Below are 15,526 nucleotides of genomic sequence, written 5' to 3' on the forward strand. Positions count from 1 at the left end.
TCTTTGGTGGACTTGAGGCTGCCTGCCGCGTCTCGCCGTCGATCCGCGATGATCAGTTTGTGGATCGCATAGCGCTCTGGACGCGGGATCTGCACGAGAATTCCGGATCGATAGATCGCGGCTGCGTGAATCGGCTCAGCGATCAGGAAGTTGAGGTAGTTTAATCCTTGGGCGTTTACACCCAATGCGGGCAAATCACGGATGCTCTCATCTCCGAAGGCGGGCGTGAGAAACTCGACCAACTGGCCACTGCCACCCTGGGCCCATCGCCACGTTCGGCCTTGGTCAAGAGCCGGTAAGGGATCGAATTTGAGCGCCGAGAACGTCTCGACGAGACCCGGGTCAACCTGATCCTGCAATGCCACGCTTAGTTTTTCGAACTGGGCGATATCGATATCGCCGGTGTTGGCCATGCCCCCCAAGGGAAGACGGATACCAAGCTCACCTTCATACAGCCGGAAAGCGTTCGTCCCGACGATGGTGCCACCTAACCGGAAAGTCCCGGCTGCCGCCATCGCCGACAAGATGGACCCGGTCGCCCGGTCGGTTGGCGTCATACCTTCCGCCCGCAGAAGTCGAACGAGCCGCGACCGTTCCGCCTGCCGCTCCTTAGCCGTTGTACGGAGCTCCTCGATCCGGTCGATGCGCGCGCGCGTTTCGTCGCCGTCCTCGCCGATATTGGTCTTGTCACGCTTTCGTGCCGCTCCAAGTGCTCGTTTAAGCCACCTTCCGTTCGAAAGCGACCGGGCTTATCCAGCCCAGTGCTGAGTGACGGCGTCGTGGATTGTAGAACCCGTTGATGTATTCGAAGATTGCCATCTCAGCCTTCCGCCGTGTCTCCCAAGGATGCCGCCAGATCAGCTCCGCCTTGATCGTCTTAAAGAAGGTTTCGACGGCAGCATTGTCGTAACAATTACCCTTGCCGCTCATGGACACCTTAAAGCCGTGCTGGCGCAGGATCTTCTGATAATCATGAGAACAATATTGCGATCCGCGATCGGTGTGGTGGATGCAGTCCTTGGGCGGTTGCCGGAACGCGATGGCCATGTTCAACGCTCGGATTGCCAAGTCGCGTTTCATGCGGTTGCTAACGGCCCAACCGATTACCCGCCTGGAATGTAGGTCCAGGATAACAGCCAAATACAACCAGCCTTCGCGCGTCCAGACATAGCTGATGTCACCCGCCCATTTCTGGTTTTTGTTTATCAGCGTTGAAGTCACGATCCAGCAGGTTGGGTGCTATATTGAGCTTATGATCGCTGTCAGTGGTCACCTTGTGTTTGCGGGTCCGAACAACAGATATGCCGTTCTGACGCATCAATCTGCCCACACGGCGATGGCCAACATCCAAGCCGATCTCCTTCAGCTCTTCGGTCATACGCGGCCTGCCATAACTGCCTAAACTGAGACGCGACTGTTCTTTGATATGCGCCAGCGTGACCAGGTCAGATCGCTGTCTGCGGCTGGCTGGCCGACTGCGGAACGCACGCAAACCGCGCAGGCTGACATCCATAACCTGACACAGGCGCGCTGCCGGAAACGCATCCCGGTGTTCTTCGATGAACCTAAACCTCATGGCTTTTGGCTCGCGAAGAACTGCGTTGCTTTTTTTAGGATGTCCCGCTCCTCCTTGAGAATGCGGTTCTCACGCCTAAGCCGGTCATTCTCTTGAGCAAGGCTCAAATCTTCTTTCGACACCACGTCTGTATCTCTGTGCGCGGTGATCCATTTGTTCAGCGTCGACATACCGACGCCAAGATCATCCGCCACCTGCTTACGCGTTAGCCCGCTGGTTAACGCAATCCGCACCGCATCTTGGCGAAATTCGTCCGTCCGTTTTAGTCCCATAGTTCATCTCCTTTGGTGCAGTAAATGCTATCAAAGGAGCGGCATCAAACCGCGACAGGTCCAAACCCACAAGACGCTTGGCAACCGCATTGGCTAAATGAACACCTGGATTGGCAAGATCACCACAGAGCAGGTGAAACAGCGTGTGGCAAATGGACTTTTGCGGCTGATCAACCAGACAGGGAACAAAGTGCCCTAAGGGATCAAGCCAAACTTTCCCGTTACCCGGCAGGATCTGCCCGAGCTGACCGCAACCACACTTCACACGATCGATCGCCTGCTGAGCTCTTAGATCGGGCCAGCACTTAGCACCACCTCGGAACTGCTGTGGATCGGAGCCTTTGCCTGTTTTGGATTGGGTATCGTGAAGGAAGTTTGCGCTTGCGCAAGGTTTCTGGCGCAAGACCCGATAAAATAGCACTGGAACCGATACCGGTTGATTGACCGGTCAGACAAAAAGCGGCGACGCAAAACACACTCACACATGTGAACAACATTTACGGAGTATCCGCTGATGTGGATCAAAGACCGCCTCTCCGCCCGAAGGTACCGGTAACACCGTGCAGCGCCTCTATAACATAACCTTGGCCCTCTTCGTTTCTCTGTGCCTTATTTTGTACAGTTCGATTGGTATGGCGCATACGCAGGATACCGCAGGTTTCGCGATAGAAATCTGCGCCGATGGCGTTGCCAAGACCGTGGTATTGAACCCCGAAGGCAGCCCCGTTGAAACGCCCGAAGCCTGTTCAAAGTGTAACATGTGCTGTCAGGTTATCTTTGTCTTGGCCTCTTTGGGTCGCCTAGCGGGCGTGTTTGATCTGCCGGACGATATTTCGTTGGGCCGTTGGATCGTGCCGAACATTATCGTCACCAAACACAACACGTTCCCCGTGCCCCGCGGCCCCCCTGCTGCGCAAGACTCTCGGTTTATCCGGCCGAGCCTGAGCAAGGGTGACCACCCTGTTGGTCACAACATGCAAAGCGCGGGGCGATCTCTTTTCAAGGACGCCATCGCATGAAAACCCTCCTGTCCTATCTCAAATCTCTGGTTTTGCTCGCCGCGCTGCTTGGCTCTGGGCCTTCCGCCGCTGCGGACACTGTGCTGTCAAAGCTGTTGCCAAAGCTGTCCGCCGCAGAACTGGTCGAGGGAGCGGATTCCTTTGGCGCGCTGCATCCAGACATTCCGGCCATTGAGGTTTTGACAAATGGTCAGCACATTGGCTGGGCCTTTGTGACCTCGGACTACGTGTCCACCACAGGCTATTCTGGCAAACCCATTCATACGATGGTGGCCGTGGATGATGCCGCGCAGGTGATTGGCGTGGATTTGGTCAAGCACTACGAACCCATTGTTTTGATAGGTATTCCAGATGCCAAGGTAAGGGGGCTGGTGGCCAACTACCGCGGCCTTGACTTGGTGGCCGAGGCTGAAAAGGGCGGCACAGCGCACCAACTCGATATCATCTCCGGTGCAACGGTGACGATCATGGTGATCGACGATTCCATCGTGCGCGCCGGTCTGAAGGTCGCGCGCCAGTTAGGCCTTGGCGGGCTTATGGTTCAGGATGCAGGCGCTGGTTCGCAGTTTGAAATTAACCCCGAAGCGCAGGCCGCTTCCGATTGGATGACCCTAGAGGGCGATGGGACGCTGCGCCGTCTGTCGCTGGACGTGGGGCAGGTCAATGCCGCCTTCAAAGCCATGAAGGACACGCGCGCGGGTAAACGTGCGCTGACCGAGGGGCCAGAGACCACCTTTATAGACATGCAGGCGGCGCTTGTCTCGCACCCGGCGATTGGGCGCGCCATTCTGGGCGAGGCCGCAGCCGACAACCTGCAGGCCTGGCTGGAGGAAGGCGATCACGCGATCGCTATTTTTGGCCGTGGGCTGTATTCCTTCAAGGGGTCAGGCTATGTGCGGGGCGGCATTTTTGACCGGATCGTATTGATTCAAAACGATACATCGGTGCGTTTCCGCGACCGTATGCACAAGCGGATCAACGGCATCGTCGCCGAAAACGCCCCCGTCTTCGCCGAGGCAGATCTGTTCAAGATACCGGCAGACAGCGGCTTTGACCCCACGCTACCTTTTCGCATTCAGCTGTTGGTACAGCGCGAAGTGGGCGCAATCGAAAAAGTCTTCACCACCTTCGAAATGGGCTATCAGTTACCGTCCAGTTACATCCGCACCATTGTGCCCGCGCCTGCGGTGCCTGCCAGCGTTCCGACCATTTCCGAGCCATCCGAGCTGGATGCGCAGCAGGCCCTGTGGACACGGATCTGGAAGGGCAAGCAGGTTGAGATCGCGGTGCTGGGCGTCATGTTGTCGGTGCTGACGGGGGTGTTCTTTTTCCAGAACTTTGCCGTACGCAATGCACGCGCCTTTTACTGGTTCCGCATCGGGTTTTTGACGATCACGCTGACTTACCTAGGCTGGATATCCAACGCGCAGCTGTCTGTGGTCAACTTGATGGCGCTCTTCGGGTCGCTGGTCTCGGGCTTTAGCTGGCAGGCCTTCTTGCTGGACCCGCTGACCTTTATCTTGTGGTTCTCGGTGGCGGCTGCGCTGTTGTTCTGGGGGCGGGGCGCCTATTGCGGCTGGCTGTGCCCGTTCGGCGCCCTGCAAGAGTTGCTGAATCAAGTGGCCCGCAAGCTGCATATCCCGCAATGGACCCTGCCATGGGGCTTAAACGAGCGGCTGTGGCCTCTGAAGTATATGATCTTTCTGGGCCTTTTCGGGGTATCCCTCAGCAGTATTGAGCAGGCCGAGCGGCTGGCCGAGGTGGAACCCTTCAAAACCGCCATAGTCCTGAACTTTGTGCGTGCATGGCCCTTTGTAGCCTACGTCGCGGCGCTGCTGATCGCCGGGCTGTTTGTCGAACGGTTCTTCTGCCGATACCTGTGCCCACTGGGCGCGGCTCTGGCCATCCCGGCGCGCCTGCGCATGTTCGACTGGCTCAAGCGCTACAAAGAGTGCGGCAGCCCTTGCCAGACCTGCGCCCATCAATGCCCTGTTCAGGCGATCCACCCCACCGGCGAGATCAACCCGAACGAATGCATCAACTGCCTGCATTGTCAGGTGCTCTACCAATCCGAAACGGTCTGCCCCGTGGTCATCAAACAGAAGAAGCGGCGCAACCGAGTTGGCGCGGCCCCCGATTTGGGCCGGACCAACCTAGGCCACCCCAATGAAATCAAATCTGCGAACTGAAAGGAACCAGTCATGTCAGAAGGTAATAAACTACCGATCACCCGGCGCGGATTGCTCGGCGCCACTGCAGGCGGCGCCGCCCTTGCGAGCGCGCTTGGCCCACGGGCTATGCTGGGCGGGTCTGCCGTTGTTGGCGCCACGGTTGCCAGCACCACCAGTGCTCGCGCCGCAGCCGGGGCCGAGGTTGGTCCGGGCCAGCTGGACGAGTACTACGGCTTCTGGTCCTCAGGCCAGTGCGGAGAAATGCGTATCCTTGGCGTCCCCTCGATGCGTGAATTGATGCGTGTCCCGGTGTTCAACATCTGCTCCGCCACCGGCTGGGGCATCACCAACGAATCCAAGAAGATCCTGACCGAGGGGCTGACCCAAAAGACCAAGGATCATCTGGCTGCCAATGGTCTGGAATTTCCGCCTAACGGCGACCTGCACCACCCGCATATGTCCTTTACCAAGGGCACCTATGACGGTCGCTATCTGTTCATGAACGACAAGGCTAACACCCGCGTAGCCCGCGTGCGCTGTGACGTGATGAAATGCGACAAGATCATCGAAATCCCTAACGCCAAGGCGATCCACGGTCTGCGTCCGCAAAAATGGCCTCGCACCGATTATGTCTTTGCCAATGGTGAAGACGAAGTGCCGATGATCAACGACGGCCAAATTCTGGACGAGCCTGAGAAATACGTAAACTTCTACACCGCAATCAATGCCGACGAGATGACAATCGCGTGGCAGGTCATGGTGACAGGCAACCTTGACAACACCGATTGCGACTATGACGGCAAATATGCCTTCTCGACCTCGTATAACTCGGAAATGGGCATGACCCTGCCCGACATGACCGAGGCCGACATGGACCACGTGGTCGTGTTCAACATCAAAGAGATTGAGGCGGGCATCGCTGCCGGGGACTACACCGAACTGAATGGCGTCAAGGTTCTAGACGGACGCAAAGGGGCGAACAAGAAGTACACCGCCTATGTGCCAATCCCCAACAACCCTCACGGCTGTAACATGGCGCCCGACAAGATCCACTTGTGCATCGCCGGGAAACTGTCGCCCACGGTTTCGGTGATTGACGTGCGCAAGTTGGATGATGTCTTTGCCGGCACAATCGAGCCGCGCGCGGCCGTTGTCGCAGAACCGCAGCTAGGTCTTGGCCCGCTTCATACCGCCTTTGACGGCAAGGGCAACGGCTATACCACGCTGTTCCTCGACAGTCAGGTGGTCAAGTGGAACATCAAAGATGCGATCAAGCTGTATAATGGCGAGGATATCGACCCGATTATCGTCAAGAAGGACGTGCACTACCAGCCGGGCCACAACTCGACCGTGATGGGTGAAACCCTTGAGGCAAATGATAAATATTACCTGACGATGAACAAGTTCTCAAAGGATCGGTTCCTAAATGTGGGCCCCCTAAAACCCGAGAACGAACAACTGTTCGCCATAGATGGCGACGAGATGACCTTGATCCATGACGGCCCGACCTTTGCCGAACCGCATGACAGCATCATCGTTGATCCTGCTAAGGTGAATCCAAAGTCTGTTTGGGACCGCAACGACCCAATGTGGGCTGACACCCGCATGCAGGCCGAGGCCGACGGGATTGATCTGGACGACTGGCAAGACTCCGTCATTCGGGATGGCAACAAGGTGCGCGTCTATATGTCGAGCCAGGCGCCGAACTTTTCCCTCGAGAGCTTTACCGTCCAGCAGGGCGATGAGGTGACGGTGATCGTGACCAACCTTGATGACATCGACGATCTGACCCACGGCTTTACAATGGGCAACCACGGCGTCGCGATGGAGGTCGGCCCGCAGGCCACGTCTTCAGTGACCTTTGTGGCGGCAACGCCTGGCGTGTTCTGGTACTACTGCCAGTGGTTCTGCCACGCGCTGCACATGGAAATGCGCGGGCGTATGTTCGTTGAACCAAAAGCGAGCTAAGCCATGATACGTGCCTTGTCCTTTTTGGTGTCATTGGTGATTGCGCTGCCCCTTTGGGCGGGCGAAATTGCTGTGCTGCCGGGGCGGGGCACCCTTGCCACAGCAATCGCCGAGGCCAACCCCGGCGATGTGCTAACCCTTGCGCCCGGGCGCTATCTGGGCGTGGTTTATATTGACCGCCCTCTAACGCTGACCGGCACACATCGTGCGGTAATCGACGGGCAGAGACAGGGGACAGTTGTCACCATTGACGCTCCCGATGTGACCCTGCGCAACCTGACGATCATGGGATCAGGTCTGGACAGTCGAGCCATCGACGCCGGCATCAAGATACTCAAAAAAGCCGACCGTGCCCTAATCTCGCGCAACCGGGTCCTGGGCAATCTGCACGGGATCGACGTGCATGGTGGGCTGGATGCGCAGGTGCTGGACAATATCATCGAAGGCACCCGCGACCGGCGTATGAACGACCGGGGCAATGGTATCTACGTGTGGAATTCGCCCGGCACAATTGTCGAGGGCAACACCGTGCGATGGGGCCGGGATGGGATTTTCTCTAACACCTCGCGCAAAGGAGTTTACCGCAACAACCTGTTCCGCGATCTGCGGTTTGCAGTGCATTACATGTACACCAATGATTCTGAGGTGTCGGGCAACGTCTCAATCGGCAACCACCTTGGCTTTGCGATCATGTTTTCCAACAATGTGGTGCTGCGCGATAATCTTAGTCTGAGGGATCGCAGCCATGGCGTCATGCTGAACTTTGCCAACAACTCCGATGTGTCGGGTAATCTGGTGCGTGGCGGGGCCGATCGCTGCACCTTTATTTACAACGCCCACAAGAATTTGATTTACGGGAACCGGTTTGAGGGCTGCATGATCGGCGTCCATTTCACTGCCGGATCAGAGCGCAATGTGCTGACGGGTAACGCTTTTTTGGGTAACCGCACGCAGGTCAAATATGTTGGTACGCGCGATATCGAATGGAGCTTTGACGGCCGTGGCAATTACTGGTCCGATCACGCCAGCTTTGATCTGGACGGGGATGGGATCGCGGACAGCCCTTTTCGCCCCAACGATCTGATGGATCATATTCTGTGGTCGCAGCCCGCTGCCGCCCTGCTGACCGGATCGCCGGTTGTTCAACTGATCCGTTGGGGTCAATCAAGCTTTCCTGCGACATTACCCGGCGGCGTGGTAGACAGCGCCCCGCTGATGCGCGCGCCAACCATAGACATAACCTCTGAATATCTTGCGATGGAGGCCGAGGTTGCCGCCCGCCGGAAAGAAAGCGACTACGATGACTTCGACGTTAACGATCTCGCATCTCACTAAGACCTTTGGCGGGGTCGATGCCCTATCAGATGTGTCCTTGCATGTGGCCCGTGGCGAGCGGGTCGCTCTGCTGGGACACAACGGTGCGGGCAAATCCACCCTCATGAAGGTAATTTTGGGGCTGATCACAGCGGACAGCGGTCAGATTTCTGTCTGTGGCGCCGCGCCCGGTGACGCGGGAGCACGGTCACAGGTGGCCTATTTGCCCGAAAACGCCACCTTTCATTCGGCTTTGACCGGACTGGAGCAGATCACCTATTACATGCGCCTGCGCGGCGAGGCCCCATCCGGGGCCATGGCGCTGCTGGACAAAGTGGGCCTTGCTCACGCGGCCAAGCAACGGATCGGCACCTATTCCAAAGGGATGAGGCAGCGAGTCGGGTTGGCTCAGGCCCTGATCGGGCACCCCAACCTCTTGGTGCTGGATGAGCCGACCAGTGGATTAGACCCTGTGTCGCGCCGCGATTTCTACGAACTGTTGGATGGTCTCGCGGCCGAGGGGGCGGGGATCTTGCTGTCCAGCCACGCCCTGACCGAGGTTGAGGCGCGCACCGACCGGCTGTTGATCCTGTCGGGCGGACGCATGGTGGCCACAGGCTCTTTGCCTGAGTTGCGCCGGGATGCAGCTTTGCCCGTCACAATGCAGATCACGACCCTGAATGGCTATGCCGGGGACATTCTGACGGCACTACCCAATGCTATCCGCGTCGGGGACCACCTGCATCTGAGCTGCGCGCAAGCGGACAAACTGGTCACGTTGGCCCAAGTTGCAGCGCTCAAGGACAAGGTGGTCGATATCGAGGTCATGCCCCCAAGTCTCGAGGATATTTACAGCCATTTCAGCCGGAGGGACGGCCAATGATCACCCGTATTCTCGCAATCGCAGTATCAGAGGCGCATATCGCCCGGCGCAACCGCTGGGTTCTGATCTCGGTTGGCCTGATGGTGATTTTTTCGCTGGTTCTGTCAGCTGTCGGCGCCTCGCCCAGTGGCGGGCTGGGAGCAGACCGGCTGTCGGTGACTGTGGCCTCGCTGACCTCTTTGTCTGTTTATCTCGTGCCGCTCGTGGCCCTGCTGATGTCCTTTGACGCGGTGGCAGGCGAGATTGAGCGGGGCACATTGCCCCTGCTACTGACCTATCCGATTGCGCGCTGGGAAATCTTGGCGGGCAAGCTGATAGCCCATTGCGCCATCCTGATTGTTGCCCTGATTGCGGGCTACGGCACGGCGGCAGCTGTAGCCTTGGTGAATGACCCTAACGCAGCTTCTGGCCTCGGGGCCCTATGGCGGCTCACATGGACCTCAGCGTTGTTTGGCGCGACCTTTCTGGGGGTCGGCTATGGGCTGTCCGCACTGGCGCGCCGCGCCTCTGGGGCGGCGGGCATGGCGATTGGTCTGTGGCTGGGGCTAGTTGTGCTCTACGATCTGGCGCTGTTGGCCGCGGTTGTTGCCGATGACGGCGGGACCTTTACCACGCAGGTCTTCCCTGTGGCCTTGCTGGCCAATCCGGCTGATGCATTTCGTCTGTTCAATCTGGCCGCCTCTGAAGCCACCGCTGCAGCCTCTGGCATTGGCGGCGCGGCGGCTTCAATCTCGCTGGTGCAAGCGCTGGTGTCGGTGCTGATCTGGCCAGTCATTGCCTTTGGGCTTGCCATACAGGCCTTTCGAAAGGTCGTGCCGTGATCCGCCTATTGCCTGTTATGGCCTTGCTCGCACTGGTCGCCTGCAAAGAGGACCTCCTGCAAGACACCTCGGCCATGCCCCTGGCCGTCGAAGCGGTGGGCCATTTTTGCCAAATGAACCTGTTTGAACACGACGGCCCCAAGGCGCAGGCCCATTTGGACGGGTTACCCCAGATGCCGCTGTTTTTCAGTCAGGTTCGTGACGTGGTGGCCTATCAACGGCTACCCGAGCAAAGCCATGAAATTCTGGCGATTTGGGTCAATGACATGGGCGCCGAGGGGGCAAGTTGGTCCTCCCCCGGCACCACCAATTGGATCCCCGCCGAAACCGCGATCTACGTCGTGGACAGCCGTGTTGTCGGCGGCATGGGCGCGCCCGAGATCGTGCCATTCTCGCAGATGGCCAAGGCCGAGGCCTTTGTCGCTACGAATGGCGGGCAGGTGATGAGGCTGGACGAGATCCCCGATTCCGCTGTCCTCGCTCCGGTCGTTTTGGACGGCAACAACAATGATGCTGAGTTTCAACAACGCCTACGCGCCCTGTCGCGTATTTCAGGAGAGTAAGCCATGACAAATCGCCGCCATTTCCTCACGATCAGCGCTGCTGCTGCCGCATTCTCCAGTCTTGGCACCGCTGCGCAGCCTGTCCACGTGTGGCAAGGTATCGCCCTTGGCGCGCGCACGACGCTGCGCCTGTCGCATCCAGACGCCGAAGCGATCAGCGCGCGGGTCGCCACCGAGATTTCGCGGCTCGAGGATATCTTTAGCCTGTACCGGCCGGACAGCGCCTTGATGCAGTTGAACCGTACCGGCGCAGTGCAGGCGCCGCCCTTCGAACTGCTGGAATGCCTATCGTTGGCGGCAGCCGTGCACCGCGCCAGTGGCGGGGCGTTTGACCCCACGGTTCAGCCGCTTTGGGCGGCCTACGCCGAGGCCTCAGCGCTAGGCGATGCGCCAACGGCACAGGCACTGCAACATGCTCGGGCACGCATGGGTTGGCAGAGAGTCGAAATTGCCGAAGGTCGTATTGCGTTGGGACAGGGCATGGCGCTGACCCTAAACGGTATTGCGCAGGGTTATATCGCGGACCGCGTGGCACGCTTTCTTGGGTCGGAAGGTCTCAGCAACGTTCTGATCGACACAGGAGAATTCCGCGCGCTCGGCAGTCACCCGGATGGGCATGCCTGGCCTGTGAGGTTGACCTCTGGCGGGCAAGTGCCCTTGGCATCACGTGCTTTGGCCACCTCTGCCCCGCTCGGCACGACCTTTGACGAAAAGGCGTCGCGCGGGCATATCCTTGACCCGCGCAGCGGCACCCCGGCGCGTAATATCTGGCGCGAGGTCTCGATTTCTGCTGATTCTGCCGCGCTGGCCGATGCGCTGTCTACTGCGGCTTGCCTGTTGGACAGCCGTGCGGAGATTGACGCCTGCGTGGCCGGTTTCAAAGATGCAAAGGTCGAGGCTGCCCTAGCCGCGGGATAGGCGCTTAAGGTCATTAATGTCTGCGTGCGAGCACGGTTCGCGGTGCAGACATGCCTTTTGAGGTTTGTGGATGACGCAATATAGTTGGATTTTGAGCGTCGAGCATCGCTTGTGGCGCATGTGGATCGGAGGCGAACGAGCCATCGCGCGCAGCATTGGCAAGGCAGCTACTTGCATGGGATTGCCCCTTAAGAGCCGAACCTAGCCAAGACCTGTCCGAGGGACCCGGAAGATCCTCATCCGTCAGTCGGAAATCCGAAGGACGCTTTCACTTTCTGATGCATTGCCGACGCGGAACAACAGCAGAGGGGGCCGAAATATCCACACGTACTCTGGCTAAAAACTTGACCACAGAGAGACTGCGCATGTATCATGCGCATGAAATAGGTGGATCCATGCAGTCACAGTCCGCACCAAAAAAACCGACGAATCTGACCTTGGATCAGGGGCTTTTGTCCGAGGCGCGCGCTTTTGGGATCAATCTGTCCCAGGCGGCTGAAGCGGGTTTGCGGCAGGCCGTACAGCAAGCCAAGACCGAAGAGTGGAAGCGCGAAAACGCGGCTGCCCTGCAATCGTCAAACCGGTGGGTCGAGGAAAATGGCCTGCCTCTCGATCGCTATCGCCCCTTCTGATGGCCCGGTTCGACGTCTACACCAGCCCCGACAGCGCCGGGTACCTTTTGGATGTTCAGGCTGATCTTCTTGAGAGCCTGAACACGCGGATCGTTGTGCCGCTGATGCCGCTTGATGCTGCACCGGCCCCGGCAAAGCGGCTGAACCCGATATTTGACATTCGCTCAGGACGCTATGTGATGGTGACGCAATTCCTCTCAGCCGTTCCCGCGTCGCTGCTGAAAACGCCTGTTCTGAACCTCGCATCCTGTGACAGCGATATCATGCAGGCGCTTGACCTGGCGCTGACGGGGATCTGAGAGGCACCCTCTGTCCGACCACCAATTGTGGTGAAAATTGTCAGCTGACAATTTTAGAGCCCCCTCCCCTGCCCCCATCAACATTACAGATCAGTCTGGTAGCGTCTGGCGCAGCTCGGCTGCCAAATGATGAAAGGGTGCTGCGGATTGTTGCGCATAGGCAATGATCCACGCTCCCTGCAGTCGCATGTGCAGCGACAGCGCCGCCTGCTGAGCGTCGGCAACCCCGAAGCGTTTCGCCTGCCCGACCAGACCCGCCGTCCATGTATCGTAGATTTCTTCAGCGGTTTTGCGCAGCGCTGGTTCGGATGGCGCCGCCTGAAGGATGCTGACCACAGGACAGGCGGGAACGCTGTCATTATGCTCAGCAGCTGCGGCAAGCGCTTCGCAAGCCTTCACACCGCCCTCTTCAAAACTTGTGGCGACGTCGAAACACTGGCCGAGCATCCGCGCCACCCAGTCGCCCGCCCAACGCGTCGCCGCATCGGCCAGTTCGACTTTGCCGCCCGGAAAATGATAGTACAGCGACCCCTTGGGCAGTTCTGCCGCCACAAGGATCTCTTTTAGCCCAACCCCATCATAGCCTTTGCTGCGAAACAGCCGGGAAGCGATGCGGATCAGTTTATCGCGGTTCTCACTTGATGACATGGCGTCACCTCTATCGCACCTAGACCGGACGGTCTACGGCTGCTATAGACCAAGTGGTCTAGGCAATGGAATACGAGAAAATATGATGGAACAGGCCGCTGAGAAAGTCGCGATCCCCTGCGCAGGATCAACGATAATAGGCACCTTCTATCGTGCCAGTGGATCCCCCCGCGCTTCTTTGGTCCTGAACGGTGCCACCGGTGTTCCACAGCGATTTTATCGCCATTTCGCACAGTGGGCGGTGCAACAGGGTCTGAACGTGCTGACCTATGATTATCGTGACTTTGGCGAAAGTCTGAACCGACACCAGAAAGACAGCCCGCTGACAATGGCGGACTGGATGCTAGACGATCAAAGCGCGGCCTTGTCGGCCCTTATGAATTTGGCTCCTCATGGGCCTATCTGGGTTTTGGGACATTCGCTGGGCGGGCTTGGCGTAGCCTTCCATGACTACGATCCCCGCGTGACCCGGATTACCACCATCGGCAGCGGTTTTGCCTATCATTGGGACCATCCGTGGAGCTATCGCCCCTTGGTTTTGACCTTTTGGTTTCTGCTCGGTCCACTGGCAACGGCGCTGATGGGTTACCTGCCTGGAAAATCGCTGGGGTTTGGTTCCGATCTGCCTGCCGGGGTTTATTGGCAGTGGCGCCGCTGGTGCACCCGTCGTGATTTCTTTGCTAGTGATATCGGTAGCGCCCTGCCCCGACCAGATTACAAACGCCCCCTGCCCCAGCTTCGAATTTGCGTAGCCAAGGACGACGTGGTTGTGCCCGCAAGTGGAGTTCAGCGCTATGCGGAGCTTCTGCGCGATTGTGGCGGGTGTTTTGTCATGTTTGATCCCGCGGACTATGATCACAGGTTCCTTGGCCATATCGAGCTACTTGGGGCGGGCAACGAAGCAGTCTGGAGTGATTTGCTGGTACTTTCCGAGACCGCGATTAATGATATTGACGTAGTGAACGCGTGATCTTTCTGCTCTTTCTCTTGAAATTGTCAGCTGACAATTTTTCGATATGTGTAGTCTCAGCTCATCATAATCGGTCGATCTGTACGCTACTGAGACCTAGGGAGTGACGTGCATAAGTGAGGCGGTACTACATCACGCAACACTGGATCAGACCGGGACAGCTTCAAAATTGTCAGCTGACAATTTCTGTCGTTTTCTTATTGATGCGATGATTGTTTTGATTGAAAACTGCCCCACTTGCGCTTTTTGCGATAGACGGCGGAGATAGGCACCGGGGCTGCGGATCTCTCCAAGTCTCTCAAGCATACACAGGATCAGCGTAGAGGCTGTCTGACTGCCCATAATGTGCTGCGCTTCGTAAAAGACGGGTTGTTCAATCCCCATCATCGGGACCAGCTGGTTGGCTGTACGTGTGAGATCATGCCAAGACCTAATGCCATCGGGAAAGAACTGCCTGTATTCTTGACAGGACGACAGAACATCTTGCAGTGGCTCTTCCATGCTGTGCGCTGTTGCATCCTCAGTCTCTGTGGTTCCAGGTTGATACGATCCTTCAGAGTCAGAAATAGATTTATTTATATACTGTATGTGCCGCTCATTCTGGCTGTCGCTGCCGCTCATTCCTTCTGATTCAGCGCGTGTTTCCAGTTGGCTGTCTTGTGTCTGCACGGCAGGGAGGGTTGCGGCGATATCAGTCAGGTCATCGATCAGCGTACACAAATCTGCTTCATCTGCGCGGCGGCGCAGGGACAGGCGGGCGCGTTCCAGTGTTTCTTGAGACAGGGGGGGCAGCTGCTGATGGGATGCCAGGATTTTTTGCCGTAACAGGGCGAGCCGATCCCGTAGCAGGGCAATACGCTCGGCCTTCAGGGTAGCTTCTGCTGCGGTGGCCTGTACCTGCGCAGCGTGGACAGCGAGCGGGGAGAGGTCAAACCCGTAGGCCACCGCACGGTTCGTGCCGATGTTGCGGGCAAAGCGTTTGCGATTAGGGCTATCTTGACGGCAGACAATTCCAGTCTCAACCAGCTTGGCGAGATGACGCCGCAATGTGCTTTCGGGCATTCCGTTCAAACGCTCGCTGAGTTTCCGGTTCGATGGAAAGACCACTGCGCCACCGCGTTTTGCCGCAATCATCTGATCTGGCATAAACGTCATCAGAGCTTTCAGAACGCTGAGCGTTCGATGAGACACACCAAATTCGGGCGCTGCCTTGGTCAACGCCGAGAGGACGTCCCATTTGTCTACGGAGGGCAGGGCACAGGGCTCCGCCATCCCAAACGCAACTTGGGAAGCATGTTTCATAGATTTTTTCACGAAAAGGCAAAAATCATCCGCCCCTGTGCTGCGCACAGAGTTGACAACAATGATTCGAAGGGGGTATTCCAAGGATGCTAAGTTTGAAATGAGCCTTCTGGGATGTATGTCCTGGGGGGCTTTTTTCTTGCCGGGGTTCGTGCCTCCTTTCCTATCTC

14 protein-coding genes and 1 pseudogene are annotated in these 15,526 nt (G+C 57.8%); 11 read left to right on the forward strand and 4 right to left on the reverse strand.

The window, feature by feature from the left end; translation table 11 throughout:
- On the reverse strand, positions 1 to 557 hold a 557-nt coding region (locus INHI_RS0102550), incomplete at its 3' end, for a GSU2403 family nucleotidyltransferase fold protein (RefSeq protein ID WP_367834104.1).
- A gap of 160 nt (positions 558 to 717) precedes the next feature.
- Positions 718 to 1,848: pseudogene (locus INHI_RS20195) on the reverse strand (IS3 family transposase).
- Between the two features lie 560 nt (positions 1,849 to 2,408).
- Between INHI_RS20195 and INHI_RS0102570 the strand changes: the two are divergent.
- The 10 genes from INHI_RS0102570 to INHI_RS0102615 all read left to right on the forward strand — a co-directional run bounded on the left by INHI_RS0102570 (position 2,409) and on the right by INHI_RS0102615 (position 12,436).
- Positions 2,409 to 2,867 carry a hypothetical protein gene (locus INHI_RS0102570; protein WP_027246601.1) on the forward strand — a complete coding sequence of 153 codons (459 nt, stop codon included), beginning with the start codon at positions 2,409 to 2,411 and terminating at the stop codon, positions 2,865 to 2,867.
- On the forward strand, positions 2,864 to 5,056 hold the full coding sequence (locus INHI_RS20200; RefSeq protein WP_036766810.1) for a NosR/NirI family protein: 2,193 nt from the start codon (positions 2,864 to 2,866) through the stop codon (positions 5,054 to 5,056). The genes INHI_RS0102570 and INHI_RS20200 overlap by 4 nt, the downstream gene beginning before the upstream one ends.
- Positions 5,057 to 5,068: 12 nt before the next feature.
- Complete coding sequence (gene nosZ, locus INHI_RS0102580) at positions 5,069 to 7,006, forward strand: TAT-dependent nitrous-oxide reductase (RefSeq protein WP_027246602.1); 1,938 nt, start codon at positions 5,069 to 5,071, stop codon at positions 7,004 to 7,006.
- A 3-nt stretch (positions 7,007 to 7,009) separates the two neighbouring features.
- Positions 7,010 to 8,341, forward strand: coding sequence for a nitrous oxide reductase family maturation protein NosD (locus INHI_RS0102585; protein WP_027246603.1), 1,332 nt, complete (start codon positions 7,010 to 7,012; stop codon positions 8,339 to 8,341).
- Positions 8,307 to 9,203 carry an ABC transporter ATP-binding protein gene (locus tag INHI_RS0102590; RefSeq protein ID WP_027246604.1) on the forward strand — a complete coding sequence of 299 codons (897 nt, stop codon included), beginning with the start codon at positions 8,307 to 8,309 and terminating at the stop codon, positions 9,201 to 9,203. Before INHI_RS0102585 ends, INHI_RS0102590 begins: the two co-directional genes overlap by 35 nt.
- Positions 9,200 to 10,024 (forward strand): ABC transporter permease, encoded by an 825-nt coding sequence (locus INHI_RS0102595; protein WP_036766812.1) that lies wholly within the window; start codon positions 9,200 to 9,202, stop codon positions 10,022 to 10,024. The genes INHI_RS0102590 and INHI_RS0102595 overlap by 4 nt, the downstream gene beginning before the upstream one ends.
- The gene (locus INHI_RS0102600; RefSeq protein WP_254656825.1) at positions 10,024 to 10,587 is read left to right on the forward strand and encodes a nitrous oxide reductase accessory protein NosL; all 564 of its coding nucleotides are present in this window, start codon (positions 10,024 to 10,026) and stop codon (positions 10,585 to 10,587) included. The genes INHI_RS0102595 and INHI_RS0102600 overlap by 1 nt, the downstream gene beginning before the upstream one ends.
- A 3-nt stretch (positions 10,588 to 10,590) precedes the next feature.
- Complete coding sequence (locus tag INHI_RS0102605; RefSeq protein WP_027246607.1) at positions 10,591 to 11,505, forward strand: FAD:protein FMN transferase; 915 nt, start codon at positions 10,591 to 10,593, stop codon at positions 11,503 to 11,505.
- Positions 11,506 to 11,900: 395 nt separating this feature from the next.
- Positions 11,901 to 12,137 (forward strand): type II toxin-antitoxin system CcdA family antitoxin, encoded by a 237-nt coding sequence (locus INHI_RS0102610; protein ID WP_027246608.1) that lies wholly within the window; start codon positions 11,901 to 11,903, stop codon positions 12,135 to 12,137.
- Positions 12,137 to 12,436 carry a CcdB family protein gene (locus INHI_RS0102615; protein ID WP_027246609.1) on the forward strand — a complete coding sequence of 100 codons (300 nt, stop codon included), beginning with the start codon at positions 12,137 to 12,139 and terminating at the stop codon, positions 12,434 to 12,436. The genes INHI_RS0102610 and INHI_RS0102615 overlap by 1 nt, the downstream gene beginning before the upstream one ends.
- A gap of 90 nt (positions 12,437 to 12,526) precedes the next feature.
- Here the strand turns inward: INHI_RS0102615 and INHI_RS0102620 are convergent, their stop codons facing one another.
- A complete protein-coding gene (locus INHI_RS0102620) occupies positions 12,527 to 13,084 on the reverse strand; it encodes a TetR/AcrR family transcriptional regulator (RefSeq protein WP_027246610.1) in 558 nt (185 codons plus the stop codon).
- Positions 13,085 to 13,166: 82 nt separating this feature from the next.
- On the opposite strand from INHI_RS0102620, the gene INHI_RS20205 reads away from it, so the two are divergent.
- Positions 13,167 to 14,054 (forward strand): alpha/beta hydrolase family protein, encoded by an 888-nt coding sequence (locus INHI_RS20205; protein WP_254656824.1) that lies wholly within the window; start codon positions 13,167 to 13,169, stop codon positions 14,052 to 14,054.
- Between the two features lie 147 nt (positions 14,055 to 14,201).
- Here the strand turns inward: INHI_RS20205 and repC are convergent, their stop codons facing one another.
- On the reverse strand, positions 14,202 to 15,356 hold the full coding sequence (repC, locus tag INHI_RS20210) for a plasmid replication protein RepC (protein WP_051338927.1): 1,155 nt from the start codon (positions 15,354 to 15,356) through the stop codon (positions 14,202 to 14,204).
- Positions 15,357 to 15,526 lie beyond the last annotated feature (170 nt).

The sequence above is a fragment of the Phaeobacter inhibens DSM 16374 genome, from assembly GCF_000473105.1.
GTDB classification, from domain to species: Bacteria; Pseudomonadota; Alphaproteobacteria; order Rhodobacterales; family Rhodobacteraceae; genus Phaeobacter; species Phaeobacter inhibens.